At 70.6% G+C, this 16240-nt stretch carries 18 protein-coding genes; 6 read left to right on the top strand and 12 right to left on the bottom strand.

What is annotated here, in order from left to right:
- Window positions 1–103: 103 nt before the first annotated feature.
- Genes FPV26_RS07780 through FPV26_RS07770 form a run of 3 tightly spaced genes read right to left on the bottom strand, consistent with a single transcriptional unit; the run spans window position 104 to window position 2420 of the window.
- Window positions 104–718 carry a lysozyme family protein gene (locus FPV26_RS07780; protein ID WP_181952591.1) on the bottom strand — a complete coding sequence of 205 codons (615 nt, stop codon included), beginning with the start codon at window positions 716–718 and terminating at the stop codon, window positions 104–106.
- A 36-nt stretch (window positions 719–754) separates the two neighbouring features.
- Complete coding sequence (locus tag FPV26_RS07775) at window positions 755–1576, bottom strand: hypothetical protein (protein ID WP_147653313.1); 822 nt, start codon at window positions 1574–1576, stop codon at window positions 755–757.
- Window positions 1577–1613: 37 nt separating this feature from the next.
- Window positions 1614–2420: a lysozyme inhibitor LprI family protein gene (locus tag FPV26_RS07770; protein ID WP_181952590.1), complete on the bottom strand. Its 807-nt coding sequence runs from the start codon at window positions 2418–2420 to the stop codon at window positions 1614–1616.
- Between the two features lie 103 nt (window positions 2421–2523).
- On the opposite strand from FPV26_RS07770, the gene FPV26_RS07765 reads away from it, so the two are divergent.
- Together FPV26_RS07765 and FPV26_RS07760 are read left to right on the top strand one after the other, a co-directional pair.
- Window positions 2524–3570 (top strand): class 1 fructose-bisphosphatase, encoded by a 1047-nt coding sequence (locus tag FPV26_RS07765; RefSeq protein ID WP_147653311.1) that lies wholly within the window; start codon window positions 2524–2526, stop codon window positions 3568–3570.
- A gap of 2 nt (window positions 3571–3572) precedes the next feature.
- Window positions 3573–4274, top strand: coding sequence for a 2OG-Fe(II) oxygenase (locus FPV26_RS07760; RefSeq protein ID WP_147653310.1), 702 nt, complete (start codon window positions 3573–3575; stop codon window positions 4272–4274).
- Between the two features lie 199 nt (window positions 4275–4473).
- On the opposite strand, the gene FPV26_RS07755 is transcribed toward FPV26_RS07760, so the two are convergent.
- Window positions 4474–4908, bottom strand: a complete 435-nt coding sequence (locus FPV26_RS07755) for a response regulator (RefSeq protein WP_147653309.1) — start codon at window positions 4906–4908, stop codon at window positions 4474–4476.
- Window positions 4895–5692: a sensor histidine kinase gene (locus tag FPV26_RS07750; protein ID WP_181952589.1), complete on the bottom strand. Its 798-nt coding sequence runs from the start codon at window positions 5690–5692 to the stop codon at window positions 4895–4897. The genes FPV26_RS07755 and FPV26_RS07750 overlap by 14 nt, the downstream gene beginning before the upstream one ends.
- 97 nt (window positions 5693–5789) lie before the next feature.
- Between FPV26_RS07750 and FPV26_RS07745 the strand changes: the two genes are divergently transcribed.
- Window positions 5790–7595: an SLC13 family permease gene (locus FPV26_RS07745; protein WP_147653307.1), complete on the top strand. Its 1806-nt coding sequence runs from the start codon at window positions 5790–5792 to the stop codon at window positions 7593–7595.
- A 9-nt stretch (window positions 7596–7604) separates the two neighbouring features.
- Here FPV26_RS07745 and FPV26_RS07740 read toward each other — a convergent pair whose 3' ends face one another.
- Entirely contained in the window at window positions 7605–8711 is a 1107-nt protein-coding gene (locus FPV26_RS07740) for a PA0069 family radical SAM protein (RefSeq protein ID WP_246109240.1), read from the bottom strand.
- A gap of 52 nt (window positions 8712–8763) precedes the next feature.
- On the opposite strand from FPV26_RS07740, the gene cls reads away from it, so the two are divergent.
- From cls to FPV26_RS07725, 3 genes are all read left to right on the top strand, one after another.
- Window positions 8764–10200: a cardiolipin synthase gene (gene cls, locus FPV26_RS07735; protein ID WP_147653305.1), complete on the top strand. Its 1437-nt coding sequence runs from the start codon at window positions 8764–8766 to the stop codon at window positions 10198–10200.
- A gap of 102 nt (window positions 10201–10302) precedes the next feature.
- Window positions 10303–10572, top strand: coding sequence for a hypothetical protein (locus FPV26_RS07730; RefSeq protein WP_147653304.1), 270 nt, complete (start codon window positions 10303–10305; stop codon window positions 10570–10572).
- 33 nt (window positions 10573–10605) lie between these two features.
- Window positions 10606–11364 carry a pyridoxine 5'-phosphate synthase gene (locus FPV26_RS07725; protein WP_147653303.1) on the top strand — a complete coding sequence of 253 codons (759 nt, stop codon included), beginning with the start codon at window positions 10606–10608 and terminating at the stop codon, window positions 11362–11364.
- A gap of 111 nt (window positions 11365–11475) precedes the next feature.
- On the opposite strand, the gene FPV26_RS07720 is transcribed toward FPV26_RS07725, so the two are convergent.
- The 6 genes from FPV26_RS07720 to FPV26_RS07695 form a co-directional block, all read right to left on the bottom strand.
- Window positions 11476–11889 carry an ExbD/TolR family protein gene (locus FPV26_RS07720; protein ID WP_147653301.1) on the bottom strand — a complete coding sequence of 138 codons (414 nt, stop codon included), beginning with the start codon at window positions 11887–11889 and terminating at the stop codon, window positions 11476–11478.
- Window positions 11890–11904: 15 nt separating this feature from the next.
- Window positions 11905–12333 carry an ExbD/TolR family protein gene (locus tag FPV26_RS07715; RefSeq protein WP_147653299.1) on the bottom strand — a complete coding sequence of 143 codons (429 nt, stop codon included), beginning with the start codon at window positions 12331–12333 and terminating at the stop codon, window positions 11905–11907.
- Window positions 12334–12363: 30 nt separating this feature from the next.
- Window positions 12364–13134, bottom strand: coding sequence for a MotA/TolQ/ExbB proton channel family protein (locus FPV26_RS07710; protein ID WP_147653297.1), 771 nt, complete (start codon window positions 13132–13134; stop codon window positions 12364–12366).
- A gap of 64 nt (window positions 13135–13198) precedes the next feature.
- Window positions 13199–13870, bottom strand: coding sequence for an energy transducer TonB (locus tag FPV26_RS07705; protein ID WP_147653295.1), 672 nt, complete (start codon window positions 13868–13870; stop codon window positions 13199–13201).
- Between the two features lie 136 nt (window positions 13871–14006).
- Window positions 14007–15212, bottom strand: coding sequence for a tetratricopeptide repeat protein (locus FPV26_RS07700; RefSeq protein ID WP_147653293.1), 1206 nt, complete (start codon window positions 15210–15212; stop codon window positions 14007–14009).
- A gap of 122 nt (window positions 15213–15334) precedes the next feature.
- On the bottom strand, window positions 15335–16138 hold the full coding sequence (locus FPV26_RS07695) for a M48 family metallopeptidase (RefSeq protein WP_425473076.1): 804 nt from the start codon (window positions 16136–16138) through the stop codon (window positions 15335–15337).
- Window positions 16139–16240 lie beyond the last annotated feature (102 nt).

Here is a 16240-nt window from a genome sequence, read left to right as displayed (position 1 = left end):
GATCTCCCGCCGGGTACGCTTGCGCTTGCCCATGCCCTCGGCGTCACCGAACGTCAGCTGCATCGATCGTCACCCCAATCGCGGTGCGCTATTGTCGCCGAGATCATGGGAGTTGTTCAGACCTTCCATAGACATCCGCGACCGTCCGGGTGCCGTCTCCGTACAGCGCCGGGTTGTTGCGGATCACCACCGGCGACAGCACGGTCCCAACGCGAGATTCCGGAGCGTTGCGCAAGGCGAGCAACAATCGTGACGCGTCGCGGACTCCGAGGTTGTGGAACGCATAGGCGTCGGCGTCCGGATCGGAACCTCCGAGACGCGCGCCGCGCTCGACATTCTCCCGTGTGAACTCCGCCAGCATCAGCGCCTGCAGACGCAGGTTCTGCCGGAACTCGGGCGAGTTCGCATCCTCCCTCGTGAGCGAGGATGCGCCCGGAACTCCATGCTTCCGCCCATGGCGGCGAAGCATGTCGTGCCAGGTTCCGTCCAGGAACTGCCCCAACCCATGCGCCGAGGAAATCGCCATCGCGCCATCGAACTGGCGCACCGTATTGCGGCGACCATCCCGCGCGACTGGCCTTGCTTCGGGATCGAACCCCGATTCGAAACCGGCGATCTTGACCAGAATGCCGATATCGATACCTACCTCGACAGAGGCTTGAAGCAAAGCTTCTTGTGATTGTTCCCAATGTTGTCGTCGGGTAGCCTGCATTGTCACGGCGCTCTCCTTGCGCACACGCCCCTTCGTTCGGAATCACCAGCCTGCGGGGAGGAGGTACGTCGCCTTCTCGGGGTCGTATTGAATCCGCTTGCTCTCCGTGGCGCCTCCGTCCATTTTTTTTGTCACGAGCAGCGGGTACCACGCCTGTCCATGGGTGGCGATCGGCTGCCATTCGTAACGCGCGTCCTGCGCCTCCTCGGTGATCTCCGGAATGCCGCTGACATCCTGAAACTTCCCATCGAGGGGCGCTACGATGTGGTGCCAGCTCACGACGATGCCTTGCCAGACGCCACCCGTCGTGAACGTCCAGGCATGCCGCTCCTCACCGATTTTCACCAGCCGGGCCTGCTCGCATCCGCACGCGCCGAAGCTGCCGAACGGCAACGCCGGCGATTGCGCCACGTACCGCCACGGAGAGGCGCTCAGGTCCAGCAGAAAGGCCCCCATCAGGCCAGGCTCCGCCCTTCCGGCAGAAACCGAACCCTCACCGGTCCAGTCCATTTCGCTGACGGCCAGCACATGCAGCATCCGCTTGCCGCCCACCAGCACCGGCTCCACCGCGCGCAGCTTCATGCAGTAGGGGCCGCCGAGATCGGCCTCCGTCGCAGGGGTGTACTGCCAGCACTGATGGCGGGTGTCGAACCTTGCCCCGTAGTGCTCGCGCATCACCTGCTCGGCGACCGTGGCAGGCGCGACGGAAGTCGGAACCGGAACGGCACGCGCAGCCTCCCGCCGTCCGCCCGCATCTTCGCCGGTGGCTGCTTGGCAGCCCATGGCCAGCAAGATCGTGGCCAGCAAACCAATACTGCCTTGCCGTCGCGTGCCAGCACTTCCCAGATTACGGTTTGTCGTCATCGTCTTTGCCTCCTCCTTGACCATGGCGCAAAGCGCGTCATTCGCCGGCGAGCAATCGCCAGCATCCTTCCACGTGCCTGAAGCGATAGGTTCCGATCTCCCCCGATCTGCTCACGATCTGGTCGTCCGCATCAAATTTCGCGCGCTGGAAGCGCACCTGAAACTCGTCTCCCTGTGGCGGGAGGATGCGCAGGTCCAGCGTTTGGTAACCACTCTGGTCCTCAATGCCAGGTGTGAGGTAGACCCAACGGTTGTCAACGATGCCGACCCTGAATGCATCACCATCGCCATCGGTGCGAGAACGCCCCGATGCGCGCTGGCGCAACGTGTGGCTGCGCCGCAATGCGTCGTCCTCGGCGAAACGCTCAAAAAACGCCGCATAGGCCACCTTTTCGCACGGCACCTGCCCCTGTACCGGATCCACGAGATCCTTCAGTCCACGCTCGAGCTCGGCAGCCCTGGCCGCGATCATCTCCAGCGCACAATCGTTGGCGGCAAGACGCTGCGCCTGCCCCTCTTCCTCCGCATTCCAGCGACAGCGGGCTTCTTTTTCTGCCCGCCACGCGTCCTGCTCGGCGGCGAGCCGTGCGCGGGCTCGTTCCGACAACCGCGTCTCCAGCGCGCGGTACGCTGCGTCCAGCCGCTGCTGCTGATGGATGAATTCGGCCTCGATGCACGCCTGCATCGCCCAGGTCGCCCCGGCCGCTTCGTCCAGACAAACCGAGTATTCGGCCCGGAGCGGACTCCCGGCGGCAGCGCTCTGGGCTGGTTCTGCCGGATCGGCCTGCCGGCCCCCGGAGGCAAGCAACCCCCCGGTCACGAAAAACAACGGAAGAATCCGCATTGCCGCCACGCTCCCTGTGGATGGATGTCCGGCCGCCCCCGCCCCCCGCCGGGCCCGCCCGTGCGCGACAATAGCGCCTTCGTCCCAACCCGCGCCATCGGCCATGTCCCACCCTGCCGCGCCCCCCGTGTCCCTGACCCGCCATCTGCTCGAGGCGCAGCGCGCCGGGCAGGTGAGCGCCGACCTGCGCCTGCTGATCGAGGTGGTCGCGCGGGCCTGCAAGCAGATCTCGATCGCGGTGGGCAAGGGCGCGCTGGGCGGGGTGCTCGGCGACGCCGGCACCGGCAACGTGCAGGGCGAGGCACAGAAGAAGCTCGACGTGCTCAGCAACGAGATCCTGCTCGAGGCCAATGCCTGGGGCGGGCATCTGGCCGGGCTGGCCTCGGAGGAGATGGACCACAGCCAACCGATCCCGGACGTGTATCCGCGCGGCAACTACCTGCTGCTGTTCGATCCGCTCGACGGCAGCTCCAACATCGACGTCAACGTCTCGGTCGGCACCATCTTCTCGGTGCTGCGCTGCCCGGACGGGGTGACCGAACCGCGCGACGAGCATTTCCTGCAGCCGGGCACGGCGCAGGTGGCGGCGGGCTATTGCGTGTACGGGCCGAGCACGATGCTGGTGCTGACCATCGGCCACGGCACGCACGCCTTCACGCTCGACCGCGAGGTCGGCAGCTTCATGCTCACCCGGCGCGACATCCGCATTCCGGAGGAGACCAGGGAATTCGCGGTCAACATGTCCAACCAGCGTTTCTGGGAGCCGCCGATGCAGCGCTACGTCGCCGACCTGCTGGCCGGGGCGGAGGGACCGCGCGGCAAGGACTTCAACATGCGCTGGGTGGCCTCGATGGTGGCCGACGTGCACCGGATCCTGACCCGCGGCGGCATCTTCAGCTATCCGCTCGACGCCAAGTGCGCAGCCAAGGGCGGGCGGCTGCGACTGATGTACGAGGCCAACCCGATGGCGCTGCTGGTCGAGCAGGCCGGCGGCGCGGCCAGCACCGGCCGGCAGCGGCTGCTCGAGGTGCCACCGACGCAGCTGCACCAGCGGGTGCCGGTGTTCCTGGGGTCCCGGCGCGAGGTGGAGGCCGCGGTGCGCTACCACCTCGAGCACGACGCGGCGCAGCCGCAGCCGCAGGTGGCCTGAGCATGATCCCCGGCGCCGACGGCGATTTCATCGAGGTCTATCCGGCGGCGCTGGATGCCGACACCTGCGCGGCGATCGTGCAGCGGTTCGAGGCCAGCGGCCAGGCCCAGCCAGGGCTGGTCGGCGGCGGCTTGTTCCCGGAGCTGAAGAACAGCCGCGACATCAGCATCACCGGCCGGCCGGAGTGGCAGGACGTGGAGACGCGGCTGAACCAGGTGGTGTTCGGCGGGCTGCTGCGCTACCTGCGGCGCTATCCGTTCGCGCTGATCGCGCCGTTGATGCTGCAGCGGGGGGCGGAGAAGCCGAAGCGGATCACGCTCGACGATTTCGCCACGATGGACGACGGCGAGCTCGGGCAGCTGGCGATGACGGTGTTCCGTCCGGGGCGGATCAACCTGCAGCGTTACCGCGCCGGCGAGGGCGGCTATCCGTACTGGCACTGCGAGCTGTATCCGAAGGACGCCAGCGCGGAGACGCTGTACCGGCACCTGCTGTGGACGATCTACCTCAACGACGAGTTCACCGAGGGCGAGACCGAGTTCGCGCACCAGCGGCGCAAGATCGTGCCGCGCACCGGTTCGCTGCTGATCGCCCCGACCGCCTTCACCCACACCCACCGCGGCAACCGTCCGCAGGGCGGCGACAAGTACATCGCCACCAGCTGGGTGCTGTTCCAGCGCGCGGAAGTGCTGTTCCCGAAGTGACGCGCCGCTGAGCGTGCGTGTCTTTGTCGCTTCTGGCGGGGGCGCCGGTGCGCTCGGTGTGCGTTTCATCGCTCCGACACCTCGGGGGACTGGGTGTCAAAGCTACGTGCGCGCCATACGCCGTTGCCTTCCCCGCAAGCGCCCGAATGCCACGCGAGGGTTCGGTGCGCGGGACGACCATCCCGTCCGCTTGCTGAGCTCACGCACAACTGCGATTGAGCACCAGCCAGTACAGCCCGAGCTGCCGCACCGCCGCCGTGAACTGGGCGAAATCCACCGGCTTCTGGATGTAGCTGTTGATCCCGTGCGCATACCCGGCGGCGAGATCGCTCGGTTCCGCGCTGGTGGTCAGCGCCACCACCGGCAACGTGCGCGTGCGCGGATCGGCGCGCAACGCCTGCACCACCTCCAGCCCCCCGAGCTTGGGCAGATGCAGATCCAGCAGCACCAGCGCCGGCAACTGCGCCGGATCGCGCCCCGCATGCGCCCCGCGCGCGAACAGCCAGTCCAGCGCCTCGGCCCCGTCGCGCACCACCGCCAGCTGGTGATCGATGTTCGCCTCCGCGAACGCGAGCCGGGTCAGCTCGATGTCGTCGGGGTTGTCCTCGACCAGCAGGATCTCAGCCCGGGACATCGGCCTCGGCCTCCGCCGCAGGCAGATCGAACGCGATCTCCGTCCCGCCGCCCTCGCGCAGGCGCGCCCGGATCCGGCCCCCATGGCGCTCCACGATGCAGCGCGCGATCGCCAGCCCCAGCCCCGCCCCGCCCCCCTGCTCGGGCGTGTGCAGCCGCTGGAACGGCAGGAACAGGCGCTCGGCGTAGGTTGGATCGTAGCCAACACCACGGTCGCGCACCCACAACTGCCAGCGCGCGCCGTCGCGCATGCCACCGACCTCGATCTCCACCGCCTCACTCCCGCGCGAGAACTTCCACGCATTGCCGAGCAGGCGCTCGAGCAGCACCTTCAGCAGGCGCTCGTCGCCCTCGACGCGCAACCCGGGCATCACCCGGATGTTGCCGGCGCGCGCCGGCTCGGCGTCCTGCAGTTCCGCGCCCGCCCATTCGGCCAGCAGGCTGAAGTCCACCGGCGCCGGCCGCAGTTCGGCGCGCTGCGCGCGCGAGAACTCGAGCAGGCCGTCGATCAGCTGCGCCATGCGCGCGCCCGCGGCGCGGATCCGCGCCAGCTGCTCGCGCCCCTCCGCATCCAGCCGTTCGGCCTGGCGCTGCTCCAGCACCCGGGCGAAACCGTCGATCGCGCGCAACGGCGCGCGCAGGTCGTGCGAGACGCCGAAGGCGAACAGTTCGAGCTGGCGGTTGAGTTCGGCCAGCGCGGCCTCGCACTCCGCCAGCCGCCGCTCCAGGTCCTGGCGCAGGCGCACGTCGTCGGCGGCATCAGGCTGGGGCGAGAGCACGAGCACGGCGGTCCGGGTGATGCTGAAGGCTTGGCGAGTGTACGTGACGGTATTGTGTAGGCGCCGTGGACGGCGGCCGCCCGGCCCGCCGGAGAATGGACCGATGCACAGCGCGCAACTGCTGTTCCTGGCGATCCTGGCCGGTGGCCTGTACCTGTTCATCAGCGAACGCCTGCGGGTGGACGTCACGGCCATGCTGATCCTGCTGGCGCTGGTGCTCACCGGCGTGCTCACGCCGCAGCAGGCGCTGTCCGGCTTCGCCAGCGAGCCGGCGATCATCGTCGCGGCGGTGTTCGTGCTCTCCGGCGGCCTGGCCGCCACCGGGGTCACCGAGCGCCTCGGCCAGTGGGTGGGGCGCGCCGCGGGGCACAGTGAATGGCGCGCGATCGCGGTGCTGATGCCGGCGGTCGCGGCCATGGCCGCATTCACCCATCACGTGATGGTCACGGCGATGATGCTGCCGATCCTGCTGCGCCATGCGCGCGAGCGGAAGCTGCCGGCCTCGCGCCTGCTGATGCCGATGTCGCTGGCGGCCTCGCTCGGCACCACCCTGACCCTGGTCAGCGCCCCGGCGTTCCTGCTCGCCGACGACATGATCGAGCGCAGCTACGGCGCCGGCGGCCTGGACATCTTCTCGATCACCCCGATCGGGCTGGCCCTGGTCGTGGTCGGCACCGGGTACATGCTGCTCGCGCGCTGGTTGCTGCCGCGGCGCAGCGGCTTCCACGGCGAGGACGGCTACCTGCGCCTGGACCGCTACCGCACCGAGCTGCTGGTGGTGGAAGGCTCGCGCTGGGCGACGCGGCCGCTGGCCGAACTGCAGAAGGCCTATGCCGGCCGCCTGCGCGTGCACGGCTGGCTGCGCGACGGCCGCGCGCGCGAGGACCTCACCGACGCCAGCCCGCTGCTGACCGGCGACGTGCTGCTGGTCGAGGCCGCGGCCGACGAGCTGATGTCGCTGCACGACGACCCCGGCCTGGACCTCAACGCGATCGCGCGCTTCGCCGACCGCATCAGCGGCGAGGGCGAGGAGGCGCTGGTGCAGGCGGTGGTCGCGCCCGGCTCGGAGTTCATCGGCCGCAGCCTGCGCGAGCTGAACTTCGCGCGCGTGTTCCACACCGTGATCGCCGGGCTGTGGCGGCGCGACGGCAGCCTGCCGCCGCGCCTGGCCGACGCGCGCCTGCGCGAGGGCGACCTGCTGGTGCTGTGGGGCCGGCCCTCGCGCTTTGCCGAGCTGGCCGCGCACCACGGCTTCCTGATGCTGGTGCCGTTCGCCGGCGAGGCCAAGCGCCGCGCGCGCGCGCCGCTGGCGCTGACCATCCTCGCGCTCACCGTCCTGGTCGCAGCCGGCGAATGGCTGCCGGCGCCGCTGGCATTCCTGCTCGGCGCGGTGGCGATGGTGGTCACCCGCTGCGTGGACGTGGAGCAGGCCTACCGCAGCATCGACGTGCGCATCTTCGTGATGATCGCGGGCGTGATCCCGCTCGGCATCGCGATGGAACGCACCGGCACCGCCGACCTGCTGTCGAACGGCCTGCTGCACGTGGTCGCCGACTGGCCGGTGCTGGCGGTGCTGCTGGTGCTGTTCGGCGTGGCCGCGCTGCTCACCCAGGTGATGTCGGACGCGGCGACCACGGTGCTGCTCGGGCCGATCGCGCTGGCGCTGGCGCAGTCGCTGGGCCAGCCGGTGACGCCGTTCGTGGTGGTGACCGCGCTCGGCGCGGTGGTGGCGTTCCTGACCCCGATCGGCCACCACGGCAACCTGCTGATCCTGGGCCCGGGCCAGTACCGTTTCGCCGACTTCCTGCGCATCGGCCTGCCGCTCACGGTGCTGATCGCGCTCACCAGCGCGTGGATGGCGCAGTGGCTGTGGCTCGGCGGTCCGCTGTGGCCGGCGTGGCCGGGCTGACCTGCGGGCTCAGAACAGCTCGCCCTGCGGCGAGGGCGGGCGCGGCGGCACGAACCGGGTCCCGTCCAGCGGCGGCAGCGCGCCGTAGCCCAGGCGCGCGCGGGCCTTGCGGAAGCGCTGCTCGAGCAGGTCGGCGAACGGCCCCTGCCCGCGCATGCGCGTGCCGAACACGCTGTCGTAGTCCTGGCCGCCGCGCATCTGCCGGATCAGGCTCATCACGTGCGCGGCGCGCTCGGGGTAGTGCAGGCGCAGCCAGTCGCGCCACAGCGTCTTCAGCTCGTGCGGCAGGCGCAGCAGCACGTAGCCGGCCGCGCGCGCGCCGTGTTCGCGCGCGGCCTCCAGGATCGCCTCGAGCTCGCGGTCGTTGAGCATCGGGATCACCGGCGCCACCAGCACCCCGACCGGCACCCCGGCCTCGGCCAGCGCGCGCATCGCCCGCAGCCGCCCGTGCGGCGCGGTCGCGCGCGGTTCCATGCGCGCGGCCAGGCGGTTGTCGAGCGTGGTCACCGAGAAGTACACGTGCACCAGCGCCTCGCGCGCCATCGCCGCGAGCAGGTCGAGGTCGCGCTCGATCAACCCGCCCTTGGTGACGATGCCGACCGGATGCCGGCATTCGGCCAGCACCTCGAGCAGCGCGCGGGTGATGCGGTAGCGGCGCTCGATCGGCTGGTAGGCGTCGGTGTTGATGCCGAGCGCGATCGGCGTGGGCACGTGCCCGGGCCGGGCGAGTTCGGCGCGCAGGCGCTCGGCAGCGTTGGCCTTGGCGTAGAGCCGGGTCTCGAAGTCGAGCCCGGGCGAGAGGTCGAGATAGGCGTGCGAGGGCCGGGCGAAGCAGTACGCGCAGCCGTGCTCGCAGCCGCGGTAGGGGTTGACCGACTGCGAGAAACCGACGTCGGGCGAGTCGTTGCGGCTGAGGATCGAGCGCGCGCGTTCCTCGGTCACCTGCGTGTCCGGGTGCGACGGCGGCGCGGCCTCGCCGGGCACGGGCGCGGCGTCCCAGGCCGAACCCCAGCCGTCGTCCACGCCCGTGCGCACGGTCTTCTCGTAGCGGCCGCGGACATTGCCGGCGGCGCCCCGGCCCTTGATCGGCGCCTGCGGAGTACGGGGATCGTCCACGCCGCTTAGGGTACGCTCGCGTGGTCTCATCCGCCGCGACCGCATCCCGCACATGCTCGATCCGCTGCACGCCCTGTGGGACACGCTGCTGGCGCATCCGCAGCTGCGCCTGTTCCTGCTGCTGGGCTGGCTGCTGTACCTGGTCTGGCTCGGCGGCTGGATCGTGCTGCAGAAGCGCGAGCCGGTGGCGACGCTGAGCTGGCTGCTGAGCCTGGCCGCCCTGCCCTATGTCGGCTTCGTCATCTACTACTTCCTCGGCCCGCAGCGGATCCGCCGCCAGCGCCTGCGCCGCACCCGCGCACGCGCCGGCCTGCCGCCGCCGCCGGAGAATCTGGCGCCAAGCCCGGAGGCGATCGAGCTGGCGCGCCTGGCCCAGGCCACCACCGGGCTGCCGCCAACCACCGCGACCGGGGTGCGCCTGCTGGTGGACGGCGCGGCCAAGTACGAGGCCCTGCTCGCCGCGGTCGCGCAGGCGCGCGCCCACGTGCACCTGGAGTACTACATCTTCCAGCCCGACCGCACCGGCACCGCGCTGCGCGACGCGCTGATCGAGCGCGCCCGTGCCGGGGTGCAGGTGCGGCTGCTGCTGGATGCGGTCGGCTCCGGACAGACGCCCGCGCGCTTCCTGCGGCCGCTGCTCGAGGCGGGCGGCGAGGTGGCCTGGTTCCATCCGATGAAGCTGCGCCGGTTCTGGCGCCGGCCGTGGCTGAACCTGCGCACCCACCGCAAGATCGTGGTGATCGACGGCGAAGTCGCGTTCACCGGCGGCATCAACATCACCGACGAGGAGGACGAGCGGCTGCGGCCCGACGCCTACCGCGACCTGCACCTGCGCCTGACCGGCGATGTGGTGCATGCGCTGCAGCTGGTGTTCGTCGAGGACTGGGCCTACGCCACCGGCCGGCCGCCGCTGCTGCTGCCGCACCCGCCGCCGCGGCCGGGCCCGGTCGCGGCGCAGGTGCTGGTGTCGGGGCCGGACTCGCCCTGGGAGCCGATCCACCGCCTGCACGTCGGCGCGATCCACGCCGCACGCCGGCGGGTGTGGCTGGTCACGCCCTATTTCGTGCCCGGCGAAGCGGCGATGATGGCCCTGACCTCGGCCGCGCTGGGTGGCCTGGACGTGCGCCTGCTGGTGCCGCGGCGCTGCGACAGCCTGCTGGTCACCTACGCCGCGCGCTCGTATTTCGACGACCTGCTGGCCGCGGGGGTGAAGGTGTACGAGTACGGGCCGCGCCTGCTGCACACCAAGGCGCTGCTGTGCGACGACGACCTGGCGATCGTCGGCAGCGCCAACTTCGACCACCGCAGCTTCCGCCTCAACTTCGAGGTCTCGGTGCTGTTCCACGACCACGGCGTGGCCGGCGCGCTGGCGCGCCTGATCGAGGGCGAGTTCCGCCACGCCCCGCGCGTGCGCGAGGACCGGCCCCGGCCGCTGTGGACGGTGCGCCTGCCGGAGGCGCTGGCGCGGCTGGTCTCGCCGGTGCTGTGACCGCGCGTCGCGGCCGCGCGCGCAGGGCGCGCCCGGCTGCTGCGCGGGCCGGCTTTCGGCGTACACTCGCGCCCGAAACCGCCTTCTTGCGGGAGAGGCACGATGCATTGGCTGCTGCTGTTGCTGGGGATCGGCGCGCTCGCCGTCGCACTCAAGACCGCCTCGGTCGCCCTGATGGCCGTGTGCCTGCTCGCGGCGCTGGTGCTGTTCGTGCTGTGGGCGCTGGGCTGGTACTCGGCGCGGATGAGCGCGCGCAGCCGCGACGCCACCGCGATGATCGACCCGGCCGAGCTGCGCCGCCTGCGCGAGCAGGCCGAGGCGCGCAAGCTCGCCGCAGCGCAGACGCCTCCGGAAGGACCACCGCAGGGCTGAACGCCGGCGCGGCACGCGCCCTACAATCGGCGCATGACCGCGCTCAGCGTCAACCTCAACAAGGTCGCGGTGCTGCGCAACTCGCGCGGCGGCCGCGAGCCCGACGTGCTGCGCGCGGCGCGCACCTGCCTGGCCGCCGGCGCGCACGGCCTGACCGTGCACCCGCGCCCGGACGCGCGCCACATCCGCGCCGACGACGTCCTCGCCCTGGCCGCGCTGACCCGGCAGGCCGGGGTCGAGTTCAACCTCGAGGGCAACCCGTTCGCGCCGCCGCGGCCGGGCTACCCGGGCTTCCTCGCCCTGTGCGCGCAGGCGCGGCCGGCGCAGGCCACCCTGGTGCCCGACAGCGACGCCCAGCTCACCTCCGACCACGGCTTCGACTTCAGCGGCGAGCTCGGCCCGTTGCGCGAGCACATCGCCGCGCTCAAGGCGCTCGGCTGCCGGGTCAGCCTGTTCGTGGATGCCGGCGCGCCACAGCTGGAGCGCGCGGCCGCGCTCGGCGCCGACCGGATCGAGATCTACACCGGCCCCTATGCCGAGGCCTTCGCCGCCGGCACCCCGGCGGCGGAGCTGGCGCGCTGCGCGGAGACCGCGCGCCGGGCGCAGGCCGTGGGCCTGGGCGTCAATGCCGGCCACGACCTCAACCAGGCCAACCTCGGCCCGTTCCTGCATGCCGTGCCGGGCGTGCTCGAGGTCTCGATCGGCCACGCCCTGATCGGCGAGGCCCTGTACGCCGGCCTCGCCGCCACGGTGGCGGCCTACCGCCGGATCGTGGAGGCCGCGCCTGCCTGAATCGCACGCTGCGGGGCCAGGACCATCTCCCGGCCGCGGGTGAAGCACAAAAAAACGCCGCCCGGGCGGGCGGCGTCCACAAATCGGTAAGCGGTGTGCGTTGCGGCTCGGTTATTCCTGGACGAAGCCGATCTTGACCATGCCCGCGTTCTTGGCCGAGGCCAGCACCTTGGCCAGCACCCCGTAGTCGGCGTTCGGGTCGGTGTCGATCTCGAGCGTGGGCTGGTTGGTCGGGTCGCGCTGCACCTCCGCCTCCATCAGCCCGCGCAGCGCGGCGATCGGCTGCGCGGCCTCGTTCCAGTACACCTGGCCCGAGGCGTCGATGCGCAGCCGGATCGGCTCCGGCGGCTCCTTGGTCTGCGGCGGCGGGTTGAGCGACTTCTGCGGCAGGTCGATCTCGATCGGGTACGACAGGGTCGGCGCGGTCACCATGAAGATGATCAGCAGCACCAGCATCACGTCCACCAGGGGCGTGACGTTGATGTCGGCCATCGGGCCCGCGCTGGACTTGGAAGCGAATGCCATGCTCGTGTGCTCCGGTCAGTTGCCGCGTTCTTTCTCGGCCACGAAGCCGACCTTGCGCATGCCCTGCTGCTGGGCGATCTTCACCACGTCCTGCACGACCCGGTACTTCGTGGTGCGGTCGCCGCGGACGTTGACCTGCGGCTGCGGGGTCTTCTGCGCCTCGGTCGAGAGCCGGCTCTCGAGCACCTCGCGGGTGATCGGCTGGTCATTCCAGAACAGCTTGCCGTCCTCGGTGACCGCAATCGTGATCGGCGGCACCGTGATCTTCTTGTCCAGGTCGAGCTGGTCGAGATTGGCCTGCGGCAGTTCCACCTTGACCTTGTGCGACATCAAGGGCGCCGTGATCATGAAGATGATGAGCAGCACCAGCATCACGTCCACCAGGGGCGTGACGTTGATTTCGGCCATCGGGCCGCCGCTCTCGGTGCCAGTACTGAAGGCCATGGCGGAACTCCGTGGTGCGGTTCGGGCGGCTTAGCGCTTGGCCGGCATTTCGCCGACGCGCGAGCCGGTGGCGAAGAAGTCGTGCAGGTCGTGCGCGAAGGTGTCGAACTTGTTGTTGGTGACGCGGTTCAGGCGCACGAAGAAGTTGTACGCAAGCACCGCCGGGATGGCGACGAACAGACCGACCGCGGTCATGATCAACGCCTCGCCCACCGGGCCGGCGACGGCGTCGATCGAGGCCTGGCCGGTGGCGCCGATCTTGATCAGCGCGCCGTAGATGCCCCACACGGTGCCGAGCAGACCGACGAAGGGAGCGGTCGAACCGACGGTGGCGAGCACGGTCAAGCCGTTCTCCAGGCGCGAGCTCTCACGGGTCACGGCCTGGCGCAGGGCGCGGTCCACGAATTCGGAGCGGTTCAGCGACTCGACCAGGCGCGAGCCCTCGTGGCGCTGGTGGTGGGCGGCGGCCTGGGCGGCATCGAGCGCGATCTTGGAGAACGGCTCGGACTTGGGCTGCTCCTCCATGAAGCGGATCGCGTCCTGCGCGTTCGGGGTTTCCCAGAAGGTGTTGATCACGCGGTCGGCGCTCGAGCGCAGGCGCACGTTTTTGATGAAGTTGATGACGATCCAGTACCAGGACATCGCCGACATGATGATCAGGGTCGCGGCGACGGTCAGCTGGACGATGTATTCGCCGGGGTTGCCCAGCATTTCCTGGGCGAGGTGATCGACGCCCATCTGCTTCAGGGCATCGGCGCTGCCTCCGGTCGCAGCAGCAGCGGTGAGAAGTTCCTGCAACATGACGCTTACCTTTGGATGTCGTGGAAGGAGAGTGGTGTAACGGACTGCAAGGACCCCGGCGGCGTCAGCCGTTCGGGTTGAACTCGACGGGCACCCGGACGCGGCTGGCGACGGGCACCCCGTTGCGGATCTCGGGGTTGAACCGCCACTTGCGCGCGGCCTCGACCGCGGCGCGGTCGAGATTCCGGTTGCGGCTGGATCGCTCGACCTGGATGTCGAGCACGTTGCCCTGGGCGTCGATGCTGATCACCAGGATCACCGTACCCCCGATCCCGTTCCGCAGTTCCTGCGGCGGGTACTTCGGCGGGTTCATGCGCCGCGAGGACGGATCCACGCTGGAACCGATGTCGGCGATCGCGGCCGGGGGGGCCGGCGGGGCCGGCGGCGGGGCCGGCGTGTCCACCGGGGACGGCTCGTCGAACACCACCGGCGGCTCGTCCGGCGGCGGCGGCACCGGCGTCGGCCGCGGTGGAGAGAGCTGCTTGGGGGGCGTCAGCGGCTTGGGCGGCTCCGGCGGCGGCGGCGGCGGCGGCGGCGGCGGCGGCGGCGGCTTGATGAAGTTGACGAGGGTGACCTCTTCATCCTCGACCGCGGTGCTCGGCGGCGCCACCGGCATCAGCAGCAGCATCATCGCGGCGACGTGGAACGCGATCACGAAGGAGAAACCGGTGATGCGCGGCCAGCTCAGACCTTCGCGCTCGGTCGGGTTGTCGGTGCTAGGCACGTGTTGCGTCATGCGCTGCGGCTCAGGTGGGGGGCGGCGCGCCACGGCGCGCCGGAAATGCGGGGACCCGGCCGCGGGAAACGGCCACGGGAACCTCCAAGCTTATACCAGTCCGGCAGGCGTGTTCCAAGAACGCCTGCACGGTTTTTCACTTGCCACCCGGGAGGGCCAGGATCTTGCGGGCGTCCTCGGGCTTCTTCAGCCCTTTCGCCAGGGCCTGTTGCGCGGCCTGCTTGGCCTCCGGGATGCGGTCTTCTTGCCACAGTAGGCGAGCGAGGTTGAGCCAAGTCTCGCCGTCGTCGTCGAGCGGCGCAGCCTTGCGGTAGGCCTCGATCGCCGGCCCCGGCTGATCGGAGAAGTAGTACGCCTGGGCCAGCGCCAGGTAGACCTTGAACTCGGGCTTGAGGATGCCCTTGTCCAGGCCCTCGTTGATCACCGCGATCGCTTCGCGCTCCTTGCCGTCCATGTTGAGGTAGGTGGCATAGAGCTGCTCGTAGTCCCTGTGCTCGCTGAACTTGCCGGCGGCGCGCAGCCGCTCCAGCACCGCAGCGGCCTTGTCGAGCATGTCGCCCTGCAGGTAAGCCGCGGCGAGATTGAGCTGCGCTCGCTTGTCGTCCGGATTCCTGGCTGCGATCCGCTCCGCGATCTGCGCCGCTTCGGCCGGGCGCTCGAGCTCGAAGTAGCTCGCCATCAGCAGTTGCTGGACATCGTTGCGCTCGGGCAGCGCCGCCGCAGCCTGCTCCAGCAGCTTCACCGCATCCTGGTAGCGTTCGAGGCGGTACAGGAGGTTGCCCTTGAGCGCCAGGTGCTCCGGCTTCTGGGTGCGGGTCTCGCTGAGGAAGCGGTCGAGCGTGGCCAGGGACTCGGCGTAGGCGTCGTCCTCCATCTGCAGCTGCGCCAGCATCAACATGCTGTCGTAGTGCGTGTTGTTGTCGAGCGCATCGAGCTCGAGCGCCTGCTGCAGGAAGCGCTTGGCGCTGGCGTAATCGTCGGACTGATAGGCCGAGTGCGCGGCCAGCTGGGCGGCGACGGCGCGGTCGTAGGGCGTGGCGTCGGCCATCGCCAGCACTGCCTCGGCCTCGGCGCGGGCCTCGGCGAACTTGTCGTCCCGCTGCAGATCCAGCGCCTTTTGCAGCTTGGAAGCCGCCTTGCGCGACACCTTGGCACTGCGCTCGGAGCGCGTGGCGTCCGGGTATTTGATCTCTGCCGGCTTCTGCGCTGCCTGGCGCGCGGCGCGCGTTTTGCCGCCGGGTTCGCGGGGGATTTGCGCCTGGGCGCTGTGCACCCCGAGCCCCGCAAGCACGGCGGCAGCAAGGACGGAGGCGGCGAGGCGACGCAAAGCGGGGAGGGACATGATCCAGACCTCGAAACGCTGCCGGGCCAGCGCGTACGGAAACGAACCCGGGGGGCGGCCACGCTATCAGAAAACCCCCGCCGCTGGCATGTCCCCGCGGCCCGGATGCGGGGTTCGTTAAGTCAGTCGCACTGCGGCCGGCGGCCGCTGGCGCGGGCCTGCTCGAACACCGGCACCAGACCGGCCGCGCGCCGTTCCAGCTCGCCCAGGCGGGCGCGCGGGTCGGGGTGGGTGGAGAGCCATTCGGGCGGGCGGGCGCCGCCGGCGGCGAGCATGTTCTGCCACAGGGTCACCGCCTGGCGCGGGTCGAATCCGGCCCGGGCCATCAGCTCCTGGCCGACGATGTCGGCCTCGGTCTCCTGCACCCGCGAGTTGGGCAGCAGGAAGCCGGCCTGGGCGGCCAGGCTGCCGCCCTGCACCACCGCGTTCGCCGCACCTTGGCCGTAGCGCGAACCGGCGAGCAGGCCGAGGACCTGCAGCACGCCCTGGGCGCCGAGCTGGCGGGTGACGCGTTCGTCGTGATGGCGCGAGACGACATGGCCGATCTCGTGCGCGAGCACCGCGGCGAGCTGGTCCTGGGAGCGGGCGACGCGGAAGATCCCGGTGTTCACGCCGATCTTGCCGCCGGGCAGGGCGAAGGCGTTGGGGCTGGGGTCCTCGAACAGCGTGCTCTCCCACGGCCCGCGCCAGGCCGGCGGGAGCTCGCGCACCAGCGCGTCCACCACGCAGCGCATGCTCGCGGTGCGGCGGGCATCGGTGCTGTGCGGCTTCTGCGCCCGGAGCTGGGCATAGGCCTGGGCGCCGAGCTGGTCCAGCTGCTCCTGCGGCACCGCGCCGACCACCTGCCGGCGCCCGGTGGGCGAGGTGGTGGTGGCGCAGGCGGCCACCAGACCGGCCAGCAGGAACGCGAGCAGCAGCGACGGCAGCGCGGAACGGGGCATCGGCACCTCGGCGGGCGGAAGCGTTGCGTCGGGTTGTAGCCGCGCCGGGCTGAACCGGGCGTCAAACCCCGCGCAGGCCGGCGCGGA

This window comes from Vulcaniibacterium gelatinicum, from assembly GCF_008033445.1.
Lineage (GTDB): Bacteria > Pseudomonadota > Gammaproteobacteria > Xanthomonadales > Xanthomonadaceae > Vulcaniibacterium_B > Vulcaniibacterium_B gelatinicum.
The sequence above is the reverse complement of the archived record's forward strand: the minus strand, read 5'-3'. Positions and strand labels throughout refer to the sequence as shown.